The organism is Sorangium sp. So ce887 (assembly GCF_051521455.1).
Taxonomy (GTDB): Bacteria; Myxococcota_A; Polyangia; order Polyangiales; family Polyangiaceae; genus Sorangium.
The window spans coordinates 6,677,641-6,698,658 of sequence record NZ_CP150354.1; the positions used below are offsets into that span (position 1 = coordinate 6,677,641).

The following is a 21,018-nucleotide window of genomic DNA, read 5'->3' on the forward strand; positions in this document are numbered from 1 at the left end:
TCCGGATCCCACGGCGAGCTCCCTGGCCCGGCGCTGCCGTCCCGAGGCCGACGCTCGGCCCCGGGCGAGGCGCGACAGGGGCGTGGCCGCGGCGCGCTCGCCGTACGACGGCCGCTGACAGCGGCGAGTTCAAGCTTGGGTGTCGTCGTCGCGGCGAGATCGAGCTTGTGTGTCGCTGCCGCGTGCCGGTTCGGGCTTGGCGGCGGACAAGCGGTGGTGGAGAGTAGCCGCCCGCGCCGTCCTGGGAGACGAACCAGCAAGGCCCGACGGGCGCGGGCCCGAGACCACCTCCTGACCCAGAGAAATGCGATGCGAATATCACGAACGAGACTCAAGGCGCCATGGCGCGCGCCCGCGGCAGCGGCCCTCGCCGCGGCGGCCCTCTCCGCGATCGACCCGGCCGTGGCTCACGCCCACTTTACCCTGCTCGAGCCGGCTTGCTACTCGGAGCAGAATAACCTTGGCGACCCGCAGAAGAGCGCGCCCTGCGGCCAGGCAGACCCCGGGAGGCCGGTCGAGCTGACCGGCGACGTGACCACCTATGTCCAGGGTGAGACGATCACCCTGACGATCGAGGAGACCATATTTCACCCGGGCCATTACCGCGTCTCGATCGCGCCCGATCCGGAGTCCATCCCGCCGGATCCGGAGGTGACCCCCGGCTCCACGCCGTGCGGCTCCACCGTGATCGAGACCGATCCGCAGCTCCCCCTCGTGGCGGACGGCCTGCTCGTCCACACGGCGGCGATCTCGGGGACGCAATCCGTCGAGATCAAGCTCCCCGACGATCTCACCTGCGAGAACTGCACGCTGCAGGTCAGCCAGTTCATGTCAAACCACGCGATCAACAACCCGGGCGGCTGCTTCTATCACCACTGCGCGACGATCACGATCGTCCCGCGTGGGGGTGAAGCCGCGGGGTCCGGCGGCGCAGGCGGCAAATCCGGCGAAGGCGGCGCTGCATCGAGCAGCAATAGCAGCAGCAGCAGCAGCTCCGGCGACGGCGGCACCGCGTCGGCGGGGGGCAGCCCCGGCGACGGCGGCGCCGCACCCACCGGCGACGGCGGGAGCGCCGGGGCCGAACCGTCCGATTCCTCCTCTTCGTCCGGTTGTGGATGCCGTGTCGGCGCCGCCGAGAGGCCCACCGGCGCCTACGTCGCAGGCCTGCTGGCGCTCGGGCTCCTGCGCTGGCGCCGCCGCCGCTGAGCCCGTGTGGGCGCGCGAGGCGACCGGCGGCGAGCTCGTGAGATCCTCCGAGATCCTCTGAGCCTTCGTCGCGGTTGGCTCACGGCGGCGCCTGTGCAAGAGGTGCGATATGGCCCTGCGCGCGCTCCGCACCGTCGCCGTCGTTCCCCTGCTCATGGCCGCGTGTGCCCGCGAGGCGCCGCCTCCCGCCGCCGCGCCGGCTCCCTTGCCCTCGCCGGCGCCCCCGGCGGTCGCGAGCACGGCAACGGCGGCGCCCGCTGCGCCCGCGGCGGCCCCGCGACGCCCGGCGTGGGTGGAGCGCAGCAACGAGCACGCGCAGGTGCTCCTCGACGTGCTCGCCCGGTTCTCGCCGGAGCTCGCCGGCTCGGTGGGGATCGAGCGCGCGGACGCGGAGATCACCGATCCCTCGTTGGAGGCCGAGGCGCGGTCGCGCGCGGCCTACCGCGCGGCCATCGTCGAGCTCCAGAAGCGGCGAGAGGCCGAGAATGACCCGGCGGTCGCCGAAGATCTGCAGATCCTGCTGGACGCCGCGGACCGGGCCGTTCGCGGCTCGGAGCTCGACGAGAAGCACAGGGTCACCTACGTGCACGTCACGGGGCTCGTGTTCGAGGGCATCTCGAGCCTGCTGGACGACCGGCTACCCCCGGCGCGGCGGGCCGCGGCCCTCACGCGGCTCCGGCGCTATGCCGGCCTGGAGGCGGGCTACACGCCCATCGCCGAGCGGGCCAGGACCAGGCTCACGCAGGAGCTCGGAAAGCCCGGCTTGCTCGCCCCCTCCAGGATGGAGATCGAGCGGCACCTCGCCACGAACGCCCGCGTGCGGGAGGGCATCGGCGAGCTCTTCAGGAAATACGCTATCAGCGGCCATGAAGCGCCGCTCGCCGCGCTGACTCGCCAGCTCGAGGCGTACGACGCGGCGCTGCGGGCCGACGTGCTCCCCCGGGCGCGGACCGGCTTCGCGCTGCCGCCGCCGCTCTATGCGTTCGCGCTCGAGTCGTATGGCGTCGATCTCCCGCCCGCCGAGCTCGCGTCCCTGGCCCACACCGCCTTCGACGATCTGAAGGCGCAGATGCAGAAGCTCGCGGTGTCGATCGCCGCCGCGCGCAAGCTGCCTAGCGCGGATCACCGCGACGTGATCCGCGCCCTGAAGAAGGAGCAGCTGGTGGGCGAGGCGATCTTGCCGCACTACAAGGAGCGGCTCGCCCAGATAGAGGCCATCCTCCGGAGAGAGCGCCTCGTCACCCTGCCCGACAGACCGGCGCGCATCCGGCTCGGCACGGCCGCGGAGAGCGCCGAGGCGCCTGCGCCGCACATGCGGCCGCCGCGGCTGCTCGACAACCAGGGAGAAGAAGGGGAGTTCGTGCTGCCGCTGAGCCTCCCAGGGCCGCCCGGCTCCACGGGGGAGCTGCGGAAGATCGACGATTTCACCCATGCAGCGGCGTCATGGACGCTCACCGCTCACGAGGCGCGACCCGGACACGAGCTCCAGTTCGCATCGCTCGTCGAGCGGGGCGTCTCGATCGCGCGGGCCATCTTTGCGGACAACAGCGCCAATGTGGAGGGGTGGGGTCTCTATTCCGAGGCCATCCTGCTCCCGTTCATGCCGCCCGAGGGCCAGCTCGTCTCGCTGCAATACCGCCTGCTGCGGGCCGCGCGTGCCTTCCTGGACCCGGAGCTCCAGGCCGGCAAGATCACGCCGGCGGCCGCGCGCGCCTTCCTGGAGAAGGAGGTGGTGCTGTCGGCGCCGTTAGCGCAGTCCGAGGTGGAGCGCTACACGTTCCGCGCGCCGGGACAGGCGACGTCGTATTTCTACGGGTTCACCCGGCTGATGGAGCTCCGGGCAGAGGTCGAGTCCAGGATGGGCCCTCGCTTCGACGCGCAACGGTTCCACGATTTCGTGCTCGCCCAGGGGATCCTGCCGCCGAAGCTGATGCGCAAGGCGGTGATCGAGCGGTTCGTGGGGGCTCAGCCGGCGCTCTGAGCGAGGACGCGTACGAGGAGAGGAGAGAGAGGGCCGCCTCGATCCAGCGCGGGATCCCCTTGCGGTGCGCCTCGCCGGCCCCAGCTGTCCAGGAGGACACGGCAGCGCCGGAGGGTGACGCATGGAAATCAACGAGAACGCGGCGGTAAAGCGACAGCCGGCAGCGCCCGACTGCGCCGCGGCCGGACTCAAGAAGACGGGGAAGAAAGCGCGCGAGGAGCGGACTCCGGAGACGCCGGTCGACCGCGGGGGCGCGCTCTGGCCACGGAGGACGTCGGAGGCGCTGCTCGATCCGGAGGACGTCGCGTCGGACCTGTCGTTCCCGGCGAGCGATCCTCCGGCCTGGACGCCGAGCTACCTGGGCTGAGCGCCGGAGGATCAGCAGCTTCCGCTTCCGCGGCCGCATCTGCGCGACGTCGCCGGACGCATTGCCGGCTGCGCGCCCGTCACGCCTCGGGAACGTCCCCTTCGAGCCACTTGCGCGCGCTCTCGGCGGTGAGCTTGAAGGCCGCGGGCACCCTCGCCCGCCGCACGGCCTCCCCCGCCGCGTCCCACTCGGTGAGGATGGCGTGGGGGTCGTCGTCGTCGGGCACCACGTCGAGGTCCACCCGCACCCGCGCGCCGCCCTCGACCGCCGTCGTGACGCTCCGGTGCAGCTGCGCCCGGCGTTGCTGGGCGTGGCGCGCCAGCACCTCGTTCGCCGTCTTCACCAGGGTGGCGAAGGCGTTCGCGTCGAGGGGCTTCGGGTTCTTCTTGTCACGCCCCATCGTCCACGGCCCCACCAGCGAGGGCTCGCTCTGGCCGTCGCACGTCATCTCGACGGCCCACCCGTCGTCGTCCTCGTTCTTGATGACCCGCGCCGTCCACCCGTTGCCCCTCCACAGCTTCGGGTCCTGGTCCTCAGGGCGAACGGGGGGCGCCTGCCCCACCTCGTCTTGCGTCTCGTCCGTTGCGTCGTGCGTCGTGGCCATGGGCGCCTCGGTGTACCCGGTGTTCGCACGGCGCGTCCACCCCGTCCCGCACGGCTCGGGCATTTCCTGTCAGCTCCGGCGGCTCTGGAGCGCCTCCGCGGCGCCCGTCGATCCCCCTCGACGGCCAGGGGGCGGCACGACGCTGACTGCCGGCGCGGGCGGTTCGCCGGCCCGGCGCTCCACCCGCGCCGGCGCGCGCGCCAGCGGAGCGCCCGTCACAGCGTCTTCAGGTACTCGACGAGATCCCAGCGCTCCTGCTCGGTCAGCGCGGGCCCGATGACGCCCTTTCCGCGCGGCCCGTCGCGGTACTCGTGCCCGGCGTTCGAGTTGCCGGGGAGGTCCGTCACGAGCTCGAACCCTCCCTGAGAGGGCTCCACCCGGAGGCCGACGCGCCTCGGGTCGAACTCCGCGCCGCCGAGAGGGAACCTCTTCGAGCGCCGCTCTCCTGGGAGGAGCAGCTCATAGAGGCTCGGGACAGAGCCATTGTGGAGGTACGGCGCCGTCGCCCAGATCCCGTTCAGCTCGCGCGCCCGATACGCGAGCGGCGCGCGCCACCTGTTCGGGCGGTACCCGTCCCACGCGAGCCGCTGCTCCGCCGACAGGCCGTACTCCTCGTACTTCGTCTCGCGGATCGCCCACGTGCTGAGCTCCAGCGCCTGCGCCATCCCGATCCTCCCGAGCCCGAGCGCCCCCAGATCCACCTTGCGCTCGTTGAAGCTGACGGCGTGGGTCGGATCGGTGCCGATCAGGTCGAGCGGGGACATCATCGCTCTCCGGAAGCGCCTGCCGTGCTCGTTCGGGGGAGTCAGCCCGGGTTCGTGACAGCTCGCGCAGTGCATGCTGTAGAGGCGCCTGCCGCGGGCCGCCTGCTCCTTGTCGATGCTGCCGAGGAGGTGCTCTGGCCAGCGCGGCGCGCGGAGCTTCTCGACCTGCTGTTCAATCAGGCGCAGGTTGTCCACCCGGATGCTCGACTGGACATGCACCCTCGTCCCCTGCGACTCCGGGATGAGCCGCGTGTGCGTGCCCACCCCCAGGGCCTCCGCGATGTTGCGAGCCATCGGCTGCATGATGGATCCGTTCCACTGCACCCAGTCGTAGCTCGGCGCATCCCAGAGGTGAGGATAGTCGACAGGCGCGTTGGTCACGCGGACGTTCTCCGGGTTGATCGACCCGAACAGAAGGTTGCCGGCGCGCCCGAGCGCGTCCAGCCTGCCGAAGCCCGCGACGGTGGCGTGGGACCCCTCCCCGCCCCCGGTGAACGCTTGCAGCCGGACCACCTCCAGCATCTCCCCCACCTGCGCTCGCAGGGCGCGAGCGGAGTCCTCGCCGTAGTGGTCCTTGAGGACCGTCCGGGTGAAGCGGTCCAGCTTTTCCGGCGTCTTCAGCGTGCGGTCGAGCGCGCCGAAGACAGCCTCGGTGAAGGCGACCACGTCGATCCGCGCCGGGCCGCCGTCGATCCGGATCCTCGCCCCACGGTGGGAGATCTGGCGGGTGTGGCACGTCCCGCACGTGAACCCGACGTACACCTCGCCCGTCACTGGATCGACGTCCTTGGCGAACCCCACCGGGAGGCGCTCCGGATTGCTCTTCGAGCCCGGATCCTCGATGAAGCGATAGCGCGCCACATAGTCGCTCGCGACGAACCGCTCCGCGCTGTCCCCCCGCTCCAGCGCAAGGAACCACCCGAGCGGCAAGAGCCTGGTCCCCTGGGAGGCACGGTAGAAGATCCGACGCTCCTCCTCGCCCCACCCCTGGTCGAGGTACACGACGTCTCCCGCGCGCCGGCCGCCCCTCCCTTGCGCGCAGCCGGACGCTGCGAGCATCGCGAGCGCGATCGCACCGCTCTGGATCCACATGACCATCCCCCTTCGATGAGCTCCGCCCGCGACGCGCGCCGATCGCCACACCGCGTGTCAGAATCCGGCGACAGCGCGCTTTCCCTGATCGGCTCTCCGGAGCGCGACAGGGTCCCATTCGCGCGCTGCCGCGCTCCACCCCGAGCAGAGCGCAGCGGCGCGACACCCACGCAGGGAGCGTACGACGACACAAAGCCGAGTCAAGCTTGCGGGCAGCGCAAACTCGACTCGGATGATTTGATGTTTCGGACGTGCGCTGCTCGAGCGCCGACTCAGGATCTCGGTCCCCGGCGGCGAATCGGCAGATCCCAGAAGACGGCGAAGTCCGCGGGAGGCATGGCAACAGGATAGTTCGAGCGCGGCGACTGGTCAGGACCGCCGGTGCGGGCCTTGCCGGCCGCCGCAGGGCTGCGACACTCCCCGCATGCTCCTCCCCCGGCGCCCCTTCCTGGCCCTCTGCGCCGCCGCCCTGGCCCCGCGCGCCGCCCTCGCCGACCCTGCCGGGCCCGCGCCGCCATCTCCGCCGCCCGCCGCTGCCCCGCCCGCCTTCGACGTCCGCGACCTCCAGGTCCCCGGCGACCGCGCCCTCGGCCGGCGGTTCACGCTGCTCGTCCCGAGGCACCTCGCCCCGGGCGAGCGCGTGCCGCTGCTCGTGCTCCTCCACGGCCTCGGTGAGACCGGCGACCCGCGCCTCGGCGCCTTCGCGTGGCTCGAGCGCTACGGCCTCGGGTCCGCCTACGAGCGGCTCCGCCGCCCGCCGCTCGGCCGCACCTCGCGCCGGAAGGACTGGACCGACGCGCGGCTCGCCGAGATCAACGCCGCGCTCGCGGCGCAGCCGTTCCGCGGCCTCGCGGTCGCGTGCCCGTACACGCCCAACGTCCACAAGGCGCCGAACCCCTCCGCGGCGCTCGACGGCTACGCGCGCTGGCTCGCGGAGGTGGTCCTGCCGCGCGCTCGCGCCGAGGCGCCCGTGCTCGACGGCGCGGCCCGCACCTCGCTCGACGGCTGCTCCCTCGGCGGCTACGTCGGAATCGAGGTGTTCCTCCGCAGGCCCGAGCTCTTCGGCGCCTGGGGCGGCGTGCAGTCGGCCGTCAGCGCCCACCGCGCCCCCGCCTACGCCGACCGGCTCGCCAGGGCCGTCGCCGCGGCCGGCCCGCGCGACCTCCACCTGCTCACCAGCAAGGGCGACCCGTTCCACGACGCGAACGCCGCCCTCGCCGCGCAGCTCGCGAAGCGCTCCATCCCCCACACGCTCCGCGTCCTGCCGGGCCCCCACGACCAGCCCTGGCTCCGCGAGACCGGCACCCTCGAGATGCTCCTCTTCCACGACCGCCGCCCGCGCTGACCGGCCCCCGCGCGCAGCGCGGGCACCGGCAGGTTCACCGACGGGCACGGCTCCGCGACCCAATGAAAGTAGGCCGAACCGAGCGAGCCCCCCCGTGGTCTCGAGGGAGAAGGCCGTCGACGCCCTCGCCGGCGCGTATAGCATGGCGCGGCCCATGACCACGAAGACCAACGCGGCGCGCATCCTCGACAGCCTCGGCATTCCATACGAGCTGCGCGCCTACGAGGTCGATCCGACCGACCTGACCGCAGGCACGGTGGCCAGGAAGATCGGCCTGCCGCCGGAGCAGGTGTGGAAGACGCTGGTGGCGCGCGGCGACCGCCACGGCGTCTGTCTCGCGGTGGTGCCGGGCAACGCCCAGCTCGACCTGAAAGCGATGGCGCGGCTCACGGGGGACCGCAAGGTCGACACCGTGCCTCTCAAGGAGGTCCAGCCGCTCACGGGGTACGTGCGCGGCGGGGTCACGGCGCTCGGCGCGAAGAAGGCCTATCCGGTCTACGCGGATGAGACCATCGAGCTCTTCGACGTCGTCTCCATCTCGGCCGGCGTGCGCGGCACCCAGATCCTCCTCGCTCCCGGCGACTACCTGCGCGCGACGAAGGCCAGGGTCGGCGCCATCGCCATGCCCGGCAGCGACGCAGATTGACAGCGCGCGCCGCCGGATCGCGGTAGGATGGCAGAGCTCGGCTCGGCTCCGGGTCGAGCCCTGGGCGGCGACGAGGGATATGACCAGAGCGGCCAGCGACGTGCGCGACCCGAGCGAGCTGAGCACCGCCGAGCTGCGGCAGCTGTGCCAGGGCTGCCATCCGTGGGAGCTCGGGCTCGGGGCGGTCCAGCTGGTCGCGTCGACCGCGGCGAGCGGCGCCGTGCTCGTCGCGGCCGCCGCATGCATTCCCGGGCTGGTCCAGTGCATCAGCGTGGGCCCGGCGCTCGCGGCGGGGCTCGCCGTGTGGGAATCGCTCGGGGCGGCCAGGGCGTGGCTCCCGGGCGCGGCGTACCGCGAGGAGCTCGCGTTCCGCTCGTGGCACGCCGGGCTCTCGCCCTGGGCGGGGCCCCAGGCGCTGCGGCGCTGGGCAGGGCGTGCGATGGCGCGCCGGCCGGGGCCGGACTGGCTCCTCGTCCTCGAAGGCATCGCGCCGGCCGGCGGAGGGCGCCGCTGGGTCAAGGTCGAGCTCTCGCTGTCGCCGTCCTCGGACGGCCCGTTCCGCTCGCAGGCCGGCGGGCACGCGCTGCTTCACCCGGGCGGGGGCGGCACGGCCGGGCCGCGCGAGCGGCGCCTCGCGCCGGAGGAGCTCGACGACCTGCAGCGGGCGCTCGCGGAGCTCCCCGAGGGGCTCGCGCTCGACACCCCCGCTTCGCCCGGGAACCCGGCGGTGTTCGGCGGCCATTGCGAGCTGCTCATCGCCAGGAGGGCGCCGTTCGCCGCGGTCCAGCTGACGTGCGCGTTTCCGTCGCTCGAGGCGGGCTCGCAGCCGCCCTCGCCGTCCCTGCTGCACCGCCTCGTGCAGATGGCCTGGGGCGAGGGCGAGAGGGGCCCGGCCTGATCGGCCAGACGATTCGGCCCGGCGCTCGCCCCGCCGCTCCCCCTCATCGCGCTGACAGGCGAGCTGGCGCGGCGGCGGGCGGCGGCGCCTCGCGCATCAGGCGCAGGCCGCCGAGCACGAGCAGGGCCCCGGATACGAGGAAGGCCAGATCCCAACCCAGCTGACCGGGCCCTGGACGGACGTGGTGAATCTGGAGGAGGTGATGATCGATCACCCCCTCGACCAGGTTGAACACCCCCCAGCCCACGGCGGCGGCGCCCGGGAGGATCCGCCCGGGCAGCGGAGCTCCGCCCACGCGCAGCGCGCTCCAGAGCTTGCTGACTCCTGCCACGGTGAGACTGAATGCGACAACGCTGAACAAGCCGTCTGCGAAGATGTTTCTCCTCACATCCTCGATCGTGGCGCCCGGATGGCAGCTGAAGCAGATCAGGTGATGCCACTGCAGGAGCTGATGGAACAGGATCCCATCGATCAGCCCGCCCGCGCCCATGCCAAGGAGCACGCCGGCCGTCTTCACGGCGCGTGACGTCCTCATGGGGGTGGCGTTCTCGATCGGGCGGGCTGTGCTCATGGGGTCCTCCTGGGCAGAGCGCCATGCGAGGGTCAAACCACGGGCGCGTGCGGAGCGGGGCGGATAGGCCGGGTCAGCGGGGCGACCGGCTTGCGTCCGCGGGAGCGCGGGAGCCCGGGTCGACCGCTCTTGAGGCGATGTCTCGGCGACGTGGACCGGCCAACGCGGAGCTGGCACGGAGTTGGCACATGCCCTCGATCCTAGGTTTCCGCAGAATCGTCGAAAGGTGTGAGATGGATAATCGAATGAACCCGGAACGCGCCGCAGGAACGCCGGAGCCGGAGCACCAGGGCCCCAAGCCGGTCCCCTACACGTATCACGACGGCCGCGAGGACTATCTCCATGTCGGCCGCCAGGGGGGCACGGAGGCAGACCAGTCCGAGGTGCTGATCCCCCCTTCCGAGGGGGTGCCTTCACCGCTCCAGGCGACGGCCCTGCCGCCCGAGGCGAGCGCTTTGCCGCCCGAGGCGGCGGCCATGCCGACCGAGGCGGTGACCTCGCCTGCCCAGGCGAGCGCGCTGCCGCCCGAGGCGACGGCCCTGCCGCCCGAGGCGGTGCCTGGCGCAGCGGCGCAGCGCCCTCAGCAGGGGACCCGGATGAGCGAGATCGTCACGCGCGGGCTGCGGACCGGCGCCGTGCTGACGGCAGCGACGATGTGCACGATGATGGCAGCCTCCACCCTCAAGCGCGGGTCGCCCTGGGCCTCCATGAACGCCATGGCGACGGCGGTCGGGCTCGGGGGGCGCCGCGCGAGCGACCGATTCGACCCGGTCGTCACGCCGGCCGGGGTCGCGGTGCTCGCCGGGGGCCTGCTCGTGTGGGGCATCGGCTACGAGAAGGCGCTCGACGCGACGGGGCGGCGCAGCAGCCCGCTCACGGGCGCGCTGTCGGCGCTCGGCGGCTTCCTGTTCGACGAGCTGGTCTTGCCCGACCGGCTCATGAAGAACTTCCGCGCCAAGATGGGCGTGCTCGGCACCCTCAGCAAATACGTCGCCCTGGGCGTCGCGAGCGCCGCGGCCCCTCGGTGAGCGCGCTCGGCGCCGGCGCGGTCGCCCCCGGCTCGGCCTGATGGAGGGCCGGGAGCCGGGCGATCGCGCCGGGCTCCGCACGGCCGGGCGGGGAACATCCGGGTGGACCGCAAGCGTCTATCCGGTGCCCTCCGACGGTGGATGGAGGCCAGTCGCTGCCCAGTAACGACGGAGCTCGACCATCACGGGTCGATTCATCTGGAGAGCCGCCACCGTGGTGCGTCCCGGCGCTGTACACCCCGCGATGAGGGTCGCTCCCTCGCGCCACTCGAAGTGCTCCTCCCAGGCATCGTGGATGGGATGAAACAGCGGCACGCTCTCACCGGTGATGGGATCGAGGGCGTGCCTGCGCGCCGCCTTGTGGCGGTTGCATGTCGGGCAGCAAAGGCAGAGGTTGTCGATCGAGGTCGTGCCTCCCGTCGATCGGGGCGCGACATGATCGATCTCGAACGTCACGCCCATCAGGCTCTCGGCGCAGCGGCAGAACGCACACCTGCCGGCGTCGCGGGCGAGGACCAGCTTGCGGAGCCGGAAGGGGATCCGGCCGGCGGTCACGCAGCAGCCGTGCGGTGACGTTCCAGCTGGGCGAGCGTATACGCAGCTCTGGCCTTCAGCAGCGCAATGCGGTCGGCCTCGTCGAGCAATGCGTCGAGCTCCTGCCGCTCACCGTCCCCGAGCTCCCCCCGCGAGCTCCTGCGCAGAAGCGCCGTCATCCGTCGCTGGCGGCCCGACGCGACGACGGAGCTGGACAGCGCGACGAGCTCCGTCTCGCTCATCCCTCGTAGCGGTTCGAGCCCAGGCTGGCCGGGCGGCTCGACGCCAGGCGCTCCGGCCTCACGCAGGAGCGTCTCGGCAAGCTCGGCCTGCGCCTTCCGGGGCAGACGCCGCGCTGCGGCGAGGATCTTCTCCAGCTCAGAAGGGTCCGGCACGGCCATGGACACAGGATACCACGCCCGCTCAGCCGTTGCCTGCCGGCCACCACCACCCGCGCTCCCCCGCCGCCGCGCCCTGCTACCCCTGCCCGGCGGTCCTGCGCTCCTCCGCGCTCCGCTCCTCGTGCTGCGGCAGCGCGCCCGCCACCGGCCGCGTCTCGTCGGGCGCGTCGCCGCCCTGCGCCTCCTGCTCCTCGGTCAGCGCCTCCGCGCCCTCGGCCGCGATGCTGGGGTCCCGCGGCTCGAGCGAGCCGGCCGGGCCGCCGCGACCGGACTCCTCGTAAGGACCGCCGCCGAGCGTGCCCGGCGCGCGGAGCTCGGCGTCCTTCGGGTGCGGCCCGTCGAGCCGGAAGATCCCCTTCGACTGATCGACCTCGTCGATACGCCCCTTCCCCTGCGCCTGCGGCTCGGGCCGTTCCTTCTCATCGCGCCCCATGATTCCCCTCCCTCGGCGACGCGCGCCGTGCATCCCCCGCACACGCGCGGTGCAATCCGCTGCGTGCACGCGAGGTGCCGGCGCACGCCGGCCCCGCCCGCTCACGCCGGCCGCGCCGACCGCTGCTCTCCGGGGAATCCCTCCACCGGGACCGGCTGGGTGAGCTGCTCCGCAGGCGTCCCGGCGGCCATCTGCTGGGCGATGATGAGCTCCCGCGCCTGCTGCCGCAGCCGGGGGAGCCTCGTCGCGAACACCGCCGCGGCCACGATGCAGCAGGCGCCGCCGGAGGCCACGGTCGCGGGCGCGCCGATCCGGTCCGCGAGCCAGCCGGCGAGCAGCGCGCCGAGCGGGGCCATCCCCATGAACATCATCGCGTAGACCGCCATGACGCGGCCGCGGAGCGCGTCCGGCACCATCGCCTGCACGAGCGTGTTCGACCCCGCCATCTGCACCATCATCGAGAAGCCGACGGGCACGAGCAGCAGCGCCGACAGCCAGAACGACCGCGACAGCGCGAACAGCCCGAGCGCCACCCCGAACCCCGCGCACGCCGCGGCCACCCAGTGGCCGAGGCCCCGGAGCCGCCTGCGCCCGGCGAGGACGAGCGCGCCGAGCAGCGCGCCGATGCCCGACGCGCCCATCAGGATGCCGAGCCCCCGCGCGCCGCCGCCGAGGATCCGGTCGGCGAAGATCGGCATCAGCACCGCGTACGGCATCGCGGTGACGCTCACGACCCCGAGCAGCACGAGGAGCGCGCGGACCGCCCCGGTGCGCGCCACGAACCGGAAGCCCTCGGCCGTCTCGGCGAGCGCCGAGCCGCGCCGGACGGCGGGCGGCCGGGTCGGCACGCGCATCGCGAGGAGGCTCGCGATGACGGCGAGGAAGCTCAGCCCGTTCGCGAGGAAGCACCACGCCTCGCCGATCGCGCCGACCAGGATGCCGGCCACGGCCGGGCCGATGATCCGGGCGCCGTTGAACATCGAGGAGTTCAGGGCGATGGCGTTGGCGAGGTCCTCCCTGCCGACCATCTCGACCACGAACGCCTGCCGCGTGGGGATGTCGAAGGCGTTCACGACGCCGAGGAGCACGCTGAACCCGAGGATGTGCGCGACCTCGACGCGCCCGCTCAGGGTGAGCGCGGCGAGCCCGAGGGCGAGCACCATCGCGACCGATTGCGTCGCGATGAGGATGCGGTGGCGGCTCCGCCGGTCGGCCACGGCGCCGCCGATGGGGGCGAGCAGGAAGACGGGGATCTGCGTGGCGAACCCGACGGTGCCGAGCAGCAGCGACGAGCCCGTGAGGCGGTAGACGAGCCACGACTGCGCGACCGACTGCATCCAGGTGCCGACCAGCGAGACGAGCTGCCCCGAGAAGAACAGCTGGTAGTTCCGGTGGCGGAGCGCGCGCACAAGCGACGGGGCGGAGGCCGCCGGCCGCCGGCCGTCGCCCGCCCCCCGGAGCGGCGCCGCTTCAGGTTCAGGCTGACGCATGGCCGCAGTATGGTGTGCTGGAGGCGCAGGAACCCGGGATCGGAAGAAATCGAGCGCCGCGGGCGGTCAGGCGCACCGGGATGGGCGGGCAGGCTCCGCGGCGGCGAGCGGACCAGCCGCGCCGTGGAGCGCGGCCCAGCCTGCACCCGGAGCGCGGCTCAGCCCCCGCCCGCGTAGCCCGCGGGCCACGCGGCCGAGACGAGGCCACCGTCGACGATGATGTCCTGGCCCGTGATGAACGAGGCCTTGTCGCTGAGGAGGAACACGACCGCCGCGGCCACCTCCCCCGGCTTGCCGACGCGGTTCATGGCGTGGAGCGACGCGGCGAAGGCGAGGCCCTGGGGATCGTCGAGGCGCCAGCCCGCCGTGGCCATCTCGGACTCGACGACGCCGGGGCTCACCGTGTTGACGCGGATGCCCTTCTGCGCGTGCTCGACCGCGACGGTGCGCGAGAGCGCGACGAGGCCGGCCTTGGACGCGGCGTAGGCCGACAGCCCGGGGAAGGAGCGCGACGCGGCCACCGAGGCGCAGTTGACGATGGAGCCCCCGCCGCCCGCGAGCATGGCCTTGAGCTGGTACTTCATGCACCAGAAGGCGCCGCGGAGGTTCGTGTCCATGAACTGGTCGTAATCCTCGTTGCTCATCTCGATGAACGGCACCAGATAGCCGGCCCCGGCGTTGTTGAAGCTGCCGTCGAGGCGACCGTAGGTGGAGACCGCGGCGTCCACGAGCGCCTTGACGTCGCTCTCCACCCGCACGTCGGCGGTGACCCAGGTGATCTCCCCGCCGCGGTCCTTGACGGCGGCGACGAGCTCGCGCCCCTGCGCCTCGCGCCGCGCGCTCGCGACGACCTTCGCGCCCTCGGCGGCGAGCGCGGCGGCCGTCTCCCTGCCGATGCCCGAGCTCGCGCCTGTGACGATGACGACCTTGTCTTTCAAAGCTCCCATGCCGCACATCCTCTCGCGAAGGTGATCGGCGCCGCCGTGACCGGCTCCGGCGCTCGAAATGCCGAGTTCAAGCAACCGTCCTCGCTCGCCCGGAGCACCTCCCAGCGCGCAGAACGGGCCGCGACGATGCCAAGGGCGCGACCAAATGGGAAGCGATTCCGGCGCCGTTCAGCGCAGCGCGCCTTGCGTTCTCCGTGTGCCGCGCGGCGCGGATGTAGGATGCGCGGAGCGCGCCCGGCGGGGTCGGAGTTGGGTTATAGCGCTGCTCCCATGAACCGACCCCGCCTCGTCGCCGGCGCGCTCTTTCTGACCGGCCACCTCTTCGCGCTCGGTTGCAGCGCGCCCAAGCCGGAGCCCGAGATCGCCTCGTCGGCCCCGCAGAGCGGCTACGCCGAGCGCTACCCGGCCGAGCTCCAGGCCACGGCCACGTCGTTCAGCGAGCGCGAGGACCTCGCGAAGCGCGCCACCGACCAGCTCGCGGGCTACCCGGATGAGCTCAAGGAGCCGGACTGGAAGGTGGTCGTCGACGTCATCGAGCAGGCCGACGCGGCGGGCCGGAGCTACGACTATGTGGAGCGCGTGCGCGCCGTGAACGGCGCCATGGCGTTCTTCGACGACAACAAGGACGAGCTCAATCGCAAGGTGAGCGGCGCCGCGCAGTACGTCGTCAAGCAGAAGGGGTGCGACGCCGACGTCACCGGCGCCACCGCCCACGCGCTCGAGGAGGGCGTCGCGCGCCAGCTCGAGAAGTACGTCCGCGACCGCAACGAGGCGCACCGCCGCATCGACCGTCACCGCGCCTCGCTCGGCAAGGAGAACGCCGCGGCGCTCGAGAGGCAGGCCGATGCCGTGAGCTTCGCGAGCTACACCGTTCACATCGACATGGTCGAGCACAAGCTCCGGCTCCGCCGGATGCTCGAGGAGATCGAGGCGATCAAGGCGTCGATCGACGAGGCCGTGGCGGCGGAGCGCGCGTTCCAGTCCTCGGGCGATCGCACCGACGCGGAGAAGAAGGCGTCGGACGCGCGCATCGAAGACCTCGGGCGCAGCAAGGCGATGCTCGACTCGTCCGCGACGCAGGTGAAGCAGATCGACGAGACGATGGAGGATCGCCTCGCCGCGGCCCAGAAGCGCTACCGCGAGGCGATGGACGCCCTGATCGCCACCCTCCGCAAGAACGCCGGCCTCCCGCCCGCCGCCCGCGAAGACTGAGCCCCCGCCTCAACCCTCCGCCCCCGTCCCCGCCTTTCGCGCTCGTGCGCGAGCTCGCCCCCGCTCCCCTTCTCCCCTTCCCTACCCCCCCCACCGCTCCGCAATCGCGAGCGTCTTCTGGTTATCCGGCACCGTGAGGAACCTCTCCCTCCACACCGGATCGCTGATCTTCCCCGCCCTCTCCAGCAGCCTCTCCCGCGCCGCCGCGATCACCGCCGCGCAGTCCGCCTCCATCCCGTTCGCCGCCAGCGCCTCGGCATAGACGAGCCGCACCGCGGACTCCCCCTCCTCGATCGCCCCGATCGCCTCCAGCATCGAGAACGCCTCCCCCGCCGCCGACAGCCCCTCGTCGAACCTCCCCAGCCCGAGGAGCGCCCGCGCCCGCGCCGCCACCGCCGCCGCGCGCAGCGGCGGCGCGCTCTGCAGGATCTCCGCCGCCGTCGTCGCCTCGCGCTCCGCCCCCTCGAAATCCCGGGCGAGCAGCGCGATCCGCGCGAGGTACGTCCGCGCGCTCCCCTCCTGGCGCGGATCCCCGAGCCGCTGCGACAGCGCGATCGCCTCCCGCTCGATCCGCTGCGCCTCCTCGATGCGCCCCCTGTAGCCGAGGACGTGCCCCAGGTTGCTCAGCGTCGCCGCCACGAGCTCGTGCAGCCCCATCCGCTCGGCGCCTGCCAGCGCGCTGCGCAGCACCTCCTCGGCGCCCGCGAAATCCCCGAGCTCCGCGTGCATGTAGCCCACGTTCATGCGGACCGCGCAGGCGTTGCCGCGATCGCCCGCCCGCTCGAACGCCGCGAGCGCCGCCGACAGCCCCGCGAGGCAGGCGCCGGGATCGCCGTTCACGAGCGCCCGGATCGACCGCGCCTCGTGCAGCCGCGCCACCACCTCGGCCTCCCGCTCCGCGAGGTCGGTCCCGTCGCCCTCGATCGCCTCGATCAGCGCGTCCGCGAACGCGTAGCGCCCCCCGAACACGAGCAGCAGCGCGCCCTCGCCGAGGCACATGTGCTTCGCCACGAGCGCGCCCTCCGCCTCCGCCTCGGCGGCCTGCGCCGCGCCCATCCAGCGCTCCACCCGCTCGAAGCCGCCCAGCTTGCCCGCGGCGACCGCCACCTGCTTGATCGCCGAGAACCACGGCGCCGCGCCGGCCGGCAGCCGGTCCACCGCCTCCGTCCCGCGCTGCTCCGCGAGCGCGAGCTCCCCGCGCCAGACGTGCGCCTCGGCCTCCACGAGGCGCAGCGCCCCCAGCGTCTGCGCCGTCGGGCCGCACGCGACCCCGCGCTCGGCGCGCTCGATCGCGGCCGCGAGGTCCTGCGCCCGCAGCGCCTGCTCGGCCGCGCGGCAGTAGGCGGCCGCGGCCCGCGAGAGCTCGCCGCCGCGCTCGAAGTGCTCGCCGAGCGCCATCGCGTCCGCCGCGCCCGCGCGCGAGAGCCACTCGCCCGCGAGCCTGTGCCCGAGCCGCCGGTCGCCCTCGGTCAGCATCCCGTAGGCCGCCTCCCGGACGATCGCGTGCTGGAAGCTGTACTCGACCTCGCCGGGGAGGCTGCCCTCGCCGCGCCGGGCGATGACCTCGCGCTGCTCCAGCTCGACCAGCTTCGACGCCACCTGCGCCCCGCCCACGAGCGCCGAGACGCCGCCCTGCCAGAACGTCTGCCCGAAGATGCTCGCCGCCCGCAGCGCGCGCCGCGCCTCGACGTCGAGCGCCTCGATGCGCGCCTGCACCATCGCCAGCACCGTCTCGGGCAGGTCGGCGCCCTTGCCGTCGGCGACCGCGCGGATCTGCTCCTCCAGGTAGAACGCGTTGCCGTCGGCGCGGTCGACGATCATCGCGAGGAGCTCCGGCGCCACGTCCTCGCCGAGCACCTGGCGCACGAGCCGCTCGCTCGCGCGGCGCGGCAGCCCCGAGAGCTGCACCTCGTGCACGCCGCGCCCCGCCCAGAGCTTCGGGAACAGCTCGCGCACCTCGGGCCGGCCGAGCGCGAGCACCATCAGCCGCTGATCGCCGAGGTTGCGGAGCGCCGAGTCGACGAGCATCACGCTCGGCAGGTCGCCCCAGTGCAGGTCCTCGAGCACGAGCAGCACCGGCCTCGCCGTGCACTCGGCCCGGAGCAGCTCCTCCCAGGCGAGGCGGATCTGGTCGCTCATCAGCACGGGGCTGCGCCGCGCCGCCATGAGCTGCACGCTGTCGCCGTCGGGGAACGGCACGCCCATGAGCTCCCCGAGGAACGCCGCGGTGCGCGCGGAGTCGCCCCGGCCGTACCGCTCGACGCGCGCGCGGATCTTGTGCTGCCGCGCCTCGATCGGCTCGCCGTCGAACAGGCCGATCGCGCGCCGCAGCGCCGGGGCGAGCAGGGCGAAGGCCGACCCGGCGCTCATGGGGTCGCCGCGCCCGATCCACACCTCGATCTCCTCGCCGCGGTCGCGGAGGCGCCGGAGCAGCTCGGTGCGGAGGCGCGATTTGCCGGCGCCCGCGGGCGCGGTCACGAGCACGGCGCTCGGCGCCGACTCCTCGACGCAGTGGGAGAACGCGGCCTCGAGGAGGGCGAGCTCGCGGTCGCGCCCGACGCACGGCGTGGGCTTGCCGAGCAGGGGCGGCGTCGTCGCGAGCGCCTCGCGCTCGCCGTGCACGCGGAGGGCGCCCCTGTCGCGGGTGACGTCGAACCGGGAGCCGAGCAGCCCCGCGGTCACCTCGTCCAGGCGGACGGCGTCCGCGCCGGGCGGGGCGTGGGCGCCCGGCAGGAGGTGGACGGCGCGATCGATGAGCTCGCCGACCGGCAGGCGCGAGGAGATCTCGGCGCGGCCGGTGACGAGCGCGACGGGCACGCAGCCGAGCAGCGCGTTCAGCGCGAGCGCGCAGCGCGCGGCCTGGGCGGCGAGGTCGGTCGGCGCCCCGCCGGTGGAGAGCACGATGAGCGGGGAGCGGGACTCCAGGATCTCGAGCTCGCCCTGGTAGCGCTCGGCGACCGCGATGAGCGCCTTGCTGCGCTCCAGGTCCTCTTCCTGGGAGCGCGTCGCCTCGGCGTCGCCGGTCACGTCGCGCGCGAGCACGAGGCACATCATCTTGCGCTCGTTCGTGGTGATCTCGCTCCCGCGCACGGTGTTCGAGGGGCGGCTGCTCACGACGTCCGGGCCGAGGTCGTCGAGCGCGAGGAGCTCGGCCACGACCGCGTCGCCGTCGCGGGGCCGGTCCTTCGGCGGCTTCGCGAGCATGCGCGCGACGAGATCGTCGAGCGCCTCGGGGATGTCGCCGCGGAGCTCCCGGAGCCGCGGCGGGTCCTCGAGGATGACCTTGATGAGCACCGAGAGCCCGTCGGTGCCCTGGAACGCCGAGCGCCCGGTGAGGCACTTGAAGAGCACGCAGCCGAGCGAGAAGACGTCGGCGCGGGCGTCGATGTTCGGCTCGCTGCGGGCCTGCTCCGGCGCCATGTAGCCCGGGGTGCCGAGCATCGTTCCCGGCATGGTGAGGTGCCGGTCGATGGCGCCGAGGCGCACCACGCCGAAGTCGAGGAGGGTGACCCCCTCGATGGCGCCGCCCACGAGGAGCAGGTTGCTCGGCTTGAGGTCGCGGTGGACGATGCCGGCGCGGTGGACGACGCCGAGCGTGGCGGCGATGCTGGAGCCGAGCGCGAGGGTCTCGGCGACGGTGAGCGACCTGCGGGCGAGGCGCTCGGTCAGCGTCTCGCCGGCGAGCCACTCCATGGCGAGGTAGGGCTGCCCGGTCTCGGTCGCGCCGTGCGCGGTGTAGCGCACGATGCCCGGGTGCCGGAGCGCGGTGAGCGCCTCGAGCGCCTCCACCTCCCGCGCGAACCGGATCGCCTCCTGGAGCCCCCGGCGCTGCAGGACCTTGAGCGCGACCGGCTCGTTCGTGTCCAGATCGATGGCGCGGTAGACGTCGCCCATCCCGCCGGAGCTGGCGAGGCGCTCGATGCGGAAGCGACGGTCGATGACATCTCCCACGCGCATCTCGGCTTCCCGTGTTACCTGAGATCTCGCATGAGCTTGCTTACAACGGTGAGTAGACGAACTCGGCGCCGATCGCCAGCGAGTCCGCCCGGAGCGGCCGGACACAGCAGTACATTGCCGGTCGCGACCGAGCACAGAGTGTGAGATAAAAAACATACAGCGCCGGAGCACGGGCGGAGGCTCCATGCAGCGCGGAGCGCGACCCCGTGCGGCACCAGGAACCCGGCGGCTTCCCTGGGAGCGGGCTCGCTGCCGTCGGGCTCGCCTCGCAGCGGGCTCGCTCTTGCTCGGGCTGCCCCGCGGGGGGCTCGCTGCCTGTCGGGCTCGCGTCCGCTGTCACCCTGGCGGATTTGCGCTGGGGCGTGGCCGCGCATTTTCACCACAGCGAGGCAAAACGCCCTGTCCGCAGGATGCGCGTCACGACGTTTCATCGTCTCCGTCACGGTTGTCTGAACTCGAATCCATGGCATCCAGCGTGCTGGGCTGAAGCGCAAGTCGTCATGAAGCAGAAGACGCGACGCGCCCTTCGAAGGGCGGTCAAGGCCGTGTCGACGGCGACCGCGGCCATCCTGGTCGAGCCCCTCGGCGCCACCGCAGGGAGCTTGCTGAAGGACGCGTTGAAGCGGCGGCGGCGCGCCCGTTGAGGCGTTCCGAGGCGGGCCCCGCACGAGCGTCTCGCGCCTGACGCTCTCCTGGGGTAGGTTCCGCCGCCGATGGACACCCGAACTTACTTCCAGGGCAAGAGCGTTCTCGTCACCGGCGGATCGAGCGGCATCGGGCTGTCGTTCGCGCGCCTGGTCGCCGGCTACGGCGCCGCGGTGACGCTTGTCGCGCGCCGCCGCGCCCTCCTCGACGAGGCGGCGGTGGGCATCCGGCGGGAGCACCCGTCGGCGCGGGTCGACGTCCTGGAGCTCGACATCAGCCGTGCGGAGGACGTCGCGCGGGCGATGGAGTCGCGGCTCGCCGAGCGCCCGATCGATCACCTCGTGAACAACGCGGGCATCGTGATGCCGGGGCGCTTCCTCGAGCTGCCGATCGAGGAGTTCCGCGGCATGATGGACGTGAACTTCTTCGGCGCCGTCCACCTGTGCAAGGCGGTGCTGCCGGCGATGGTGGCGCGCGGCAGCGGCCATGTGCTCAACGTCTCGTCGCTGGCGGGCGTGGTCGGCATCTACGGCTACACGCCGTACGCTGCGAGCAAGTTCGCGCTGATCGGCTTCTCGCAGTCGCTTCGCGCGGAGATGTGGCCGCACGGCGTCCGCGTGAGCGTGTGCATGCCGCCCGACACCGACACGCCGCAGCTCGCGTTCGAGAACCGGTACAAACCCGCGGAGACCAAGGCCATCGCGGGCAAAGTGAAGACGCTGGAGCCGGACGCGGTGGCGCGCAGCATGGCCGAGGGCATGGCGCGCGGCCGGTTCGAGATCTACCCCGACCTCGGCTCGCGCGTGGGCGCGATCGCGCAGGGGGTGCTCCCGGGCGTGGTCCGCTGGGTCTGCGACAGCGCGCAGCGGAAGGCCGGCCCGGCGGCGGGCTGAGCGC

General features: G+C 73.1%; 19 protein-coding genes. 10 read left to right on the plus strand and 9 right to left on the minus strand.

Annotated features, from left to right (window positions below):
* Positions 1-309: 309 nt before the first annotated feature.
* The 3 genes from WMF36_RS24590 to WMF36_RS24600 all read left to right on the plus strand — a co-directional run bounded on the left by WMF36_RS24590 (position 310) and on the right by WMF36_RS24600 (position 3,554).
* Positions 310-1,206: an SCE4755 family polysaccharide monooxygenase-like protein gene (locus WMF36_RS24590; protein ID WP_437573177.1), complete on the plus strand. Its 897-nt coding sequence runs from the start codon at positions 310-312 to the stop codon at positions 1,204-1,206.
* Positions 1,207-1,315: 109 nt separating this feature from the next.
* On the plus strand, positions 1,316-3,187 hold the full coding sequence (locus tag WMF36_RS24595; protein WP_437573178.1) for a DUF885 domain-containing protein: 1,872 nt from the start codon (positions 1,316-1,318) through the stop codon (positions 3,185-3,187).
* A gap of 121 nt (positions 3,188-3,308) precedes the next feature.
* On the plus strand, positions 3,309-3,554 hold the full coding sequence (locus WMF36_RS24600) for a hypothetical protein (protein ID WP_437573179.1): 246 nt from the start codon (positions 3,309-3,311) through the stop codon (positions 3,552-3,554).
* A gap of 79 nt (positions 3,555-3,633) precedes the next feature.
* Here WMF36_RS24600 and WMF36_RS24605 read toward each other — a convergent pair whose 3' ends face one another.
* Both WMF36_RS24605 and WMF36_RS24610 read right to left on the minus strand, forming a co-directional pair.
* On the minus strand, positions 3,634-4,158 hold the full coding sequence (locus tag WMF36_RS24605; RefSeq protein WP_437573180.1) for a hypothetical protein: 525 nt from the start codon (positions 4,156-4,158) through the stop codon (positions 3,634-3,636).
* A gap of 215 nt (positions 4,159-4,373) precedes the next feature.
* On the minus strand, positions 4,374-6,014 hold the full coding sequence (locus WMF36_RS24610) for a di-heme-cytochrome C peroxidase (protein WP_437573181.1): 1,641 nt from the start codon (positions 6,012-6,014) through the stop codon (positions 4,374-4,376).
* Between the two features lie 424 nt (positions 6,015-6,438).
* Between WMF36_RS24610 and WMF36_RS24615 the strand changes: the two genes are divergently transcribed.
* From WMF36_RS24615 to WMF36_RS24625, 3 genes are all read left to right on the plus strand, one after another.
* Complete coding sequence (locus tag WMF36_RS24615) at positions 6,439-7,359, plus strand: hypothetical protein (RefSeq protein ID WP_437573182.1); 921 nt, start codon at positions 6,439-6,441, stop codon at positions 7,357-7,359.
* A gap of 154 nt (positions 7,360-7,513) precedes the next feature.
* Positions 7,514-8,005, plus strand: a complete 492-nt coding sequence (gene ybaK / locus WMF36_RS24620; protein WP_437581956.1) for a Cys-tRNA(Pro) deacylase — start codon at positions 7,514-7,516, stop codon at positions 8,003-8,005.
* A 79-nt stretch (positions 8,006-8,084) separates the two neighbouring features.
* On the plus strand, positions 8,085-8,903 hold the full coding sequence (locus WMF36_RS24625; RefSeq protein WP_437573183.1) for a hypothetical protein: 819 nt from the start codon (positions 8,085-8,087) through the stop codon (positions 8,901-8,903).
* A 43-nt stretch (positions 8,904-8,946) separates the two neighbouring features.
* Here WMF36_RS24625 and WMF36_RS24630 read toward each other — a convergent pair whose 3' ends face one another.
* Entirely contained in the window at positions 8,947-9,474 is a 528-nt protein-coding gene (locus tag WMF36_RS24630) for a DUF2243 domain-containing protein (protein WP_437573184.1), read from the minus strand.
* A 245-nt stretch (positions 9,475-9,719) separates the two neighbouring features.
* Here WMF36_RS24630 and WMF36_RS24635 point away from each other — a divergent pair, with 245 nt between their 5' ends.
* A complete protein-coding gene (locus WMF36_RS24635; RefSeq protein WP_437573185.1) occupies positions 9,720-10,502 on the plus strand; it encodes a hypothetical protein in 783 nt (260 codons plus the stop codon).
* A gap of 117 nt (positions 10,503-10,619) precedes the next feature.
* On the opposite strand, the gene WMF36_RS24640 is transcribed toward WMF36_RS24635, so the two are convergent.
* The 5 genes from WMF36_RS24640 to WMF36_RS24660 all read right to left on the minus strand — a co-directional run bounded on the left by WMF36_RS24640 (position 10,620) and on the right by WMF36_RS24660 (position 14,307).
* Positions 10,620-11,057 carry an HNH endonuclease gene (locus tag WMF36_RS24640; protein ID WP_437573186.1) on the minus strand — a complete coding sequence of 146 codons (438 nt, stop codon included), beginning with the start codon at positions 11,055-11,057 and terminating at the stop codon, positions 10,620-10,622.
* A complete protein-coding gene (locus tag WMF36_RS24645; RefSeq protein ID WP_437573187.1) occupies positions 11,054-11,437 on the minus strand; it encodes a hypothetical protein in 384 nt (127 codons plus the stop codon). Before WMF36_RS24645 ends, WMF36_RS24640 begins: the two co-directional genes overlap by 4 nt.
* Before the next feature lie 76 nt (positions 11,438-11,513).
* Positions 11,514-11,870, minus strand: a complete 357-nt coding sequence (locus WMF36_RS24650) for a hypothetical protein (protein ID WP_437573188.1) — start codon at positions 11,868-11,870, stop codon at positions 11,514-11,516.
* A gap of 101 nt (positions 11,871-11,971) precedes the next feature.
* The gene (locus WMF36_RS24655; protein WP_437573189.1) at positions 11,972-13,360 is read right to left on the minus strand and encodes an MFS transporter; all 1,389 of its coding nucleotides are present in this window, start codon (positions 13,358-13,360) and stop codon (positions 11,972-11,974) included.
* A gap of 158 nt (positions 13,361-13,518) precedes the next feature.
* On the minus strand, positions 13,519-14,307 hold the full coding sequence (locus WMF36_RS24660; protein ID WP_437573190.1) for an SDR family NAD(P)-dependent oxidoreductase: 789 nt from the start codon (positions 14,305-14,307) through the stop codon (positions 13,519-13,521).
* A 270-nt stretch (positions 14,308-14,577) separates the two neighbouring features.
* Between WMF36_RS24660 and WMF36_RS24665 the strand changes: the two genes are divergently transcribed.
* A complete protein-coding gene (locus WMF36_RS24665; protein WP_437573191.1) occupies positions 14,578-15,519 on the plus strand; it encodes a hypothetical protein in 942 nt (313 codons plus the stop codon).
* A gap of 81 nt (positions 15,520-15,600) precedes the next feature.
* On the opposite strand, the gene WMF36_RS24670 is transcribed toward WMF36_RS24665, so the two are convergent.
* The gene (locus WMF36_RS24670; RefSeq protein WP_437573192.1) at positions 15,601-19,476 is read right to left on the minus strand and encodes a serine/threonine-protein kinase; all 3,876 of its coding nucleotides are present in this window, start codon (positions 19,474-19,476) and stop codon (positions 15,601-15,603) included.
* Positions 19,477-19,976: 500 nt separating this feature from the next.
* Here WMF36_RS24670 and WMF36_RS24675 point away from each other — a divergent pair, with 500 nt between their 5' ends.
* Together WMF36_RS24675 and WMF36_RS24680 are read left to right on the plus strand one after the other, a co-directional pair.
* Entirely contained in the window at positions 19,977-20,120 is a 144-nt protein-coding gene (locus WMF36_RS24675) for a hypothetical protein (RefSeq protein ID WP_437573193.1), read from the plus strand.
* A 69-nt stretch (positions 20,121-20,189) separates the two neighbouring features.
* Positions 20,190-21,014 carry an SDR family oxidoreductase gene (locus WMF36_RS24680; RefSeq protein WP_437573194.1) on the plus strand — a complete coding sequence of 275 codons (825 nt, stop codon included), beginning with the start codon at positions 20,190-20,192 and terminating at the stop codon, positions 21,012-21,014.
* Positions 21,015-21,018 lie beyond the last annotated feature (4 nt).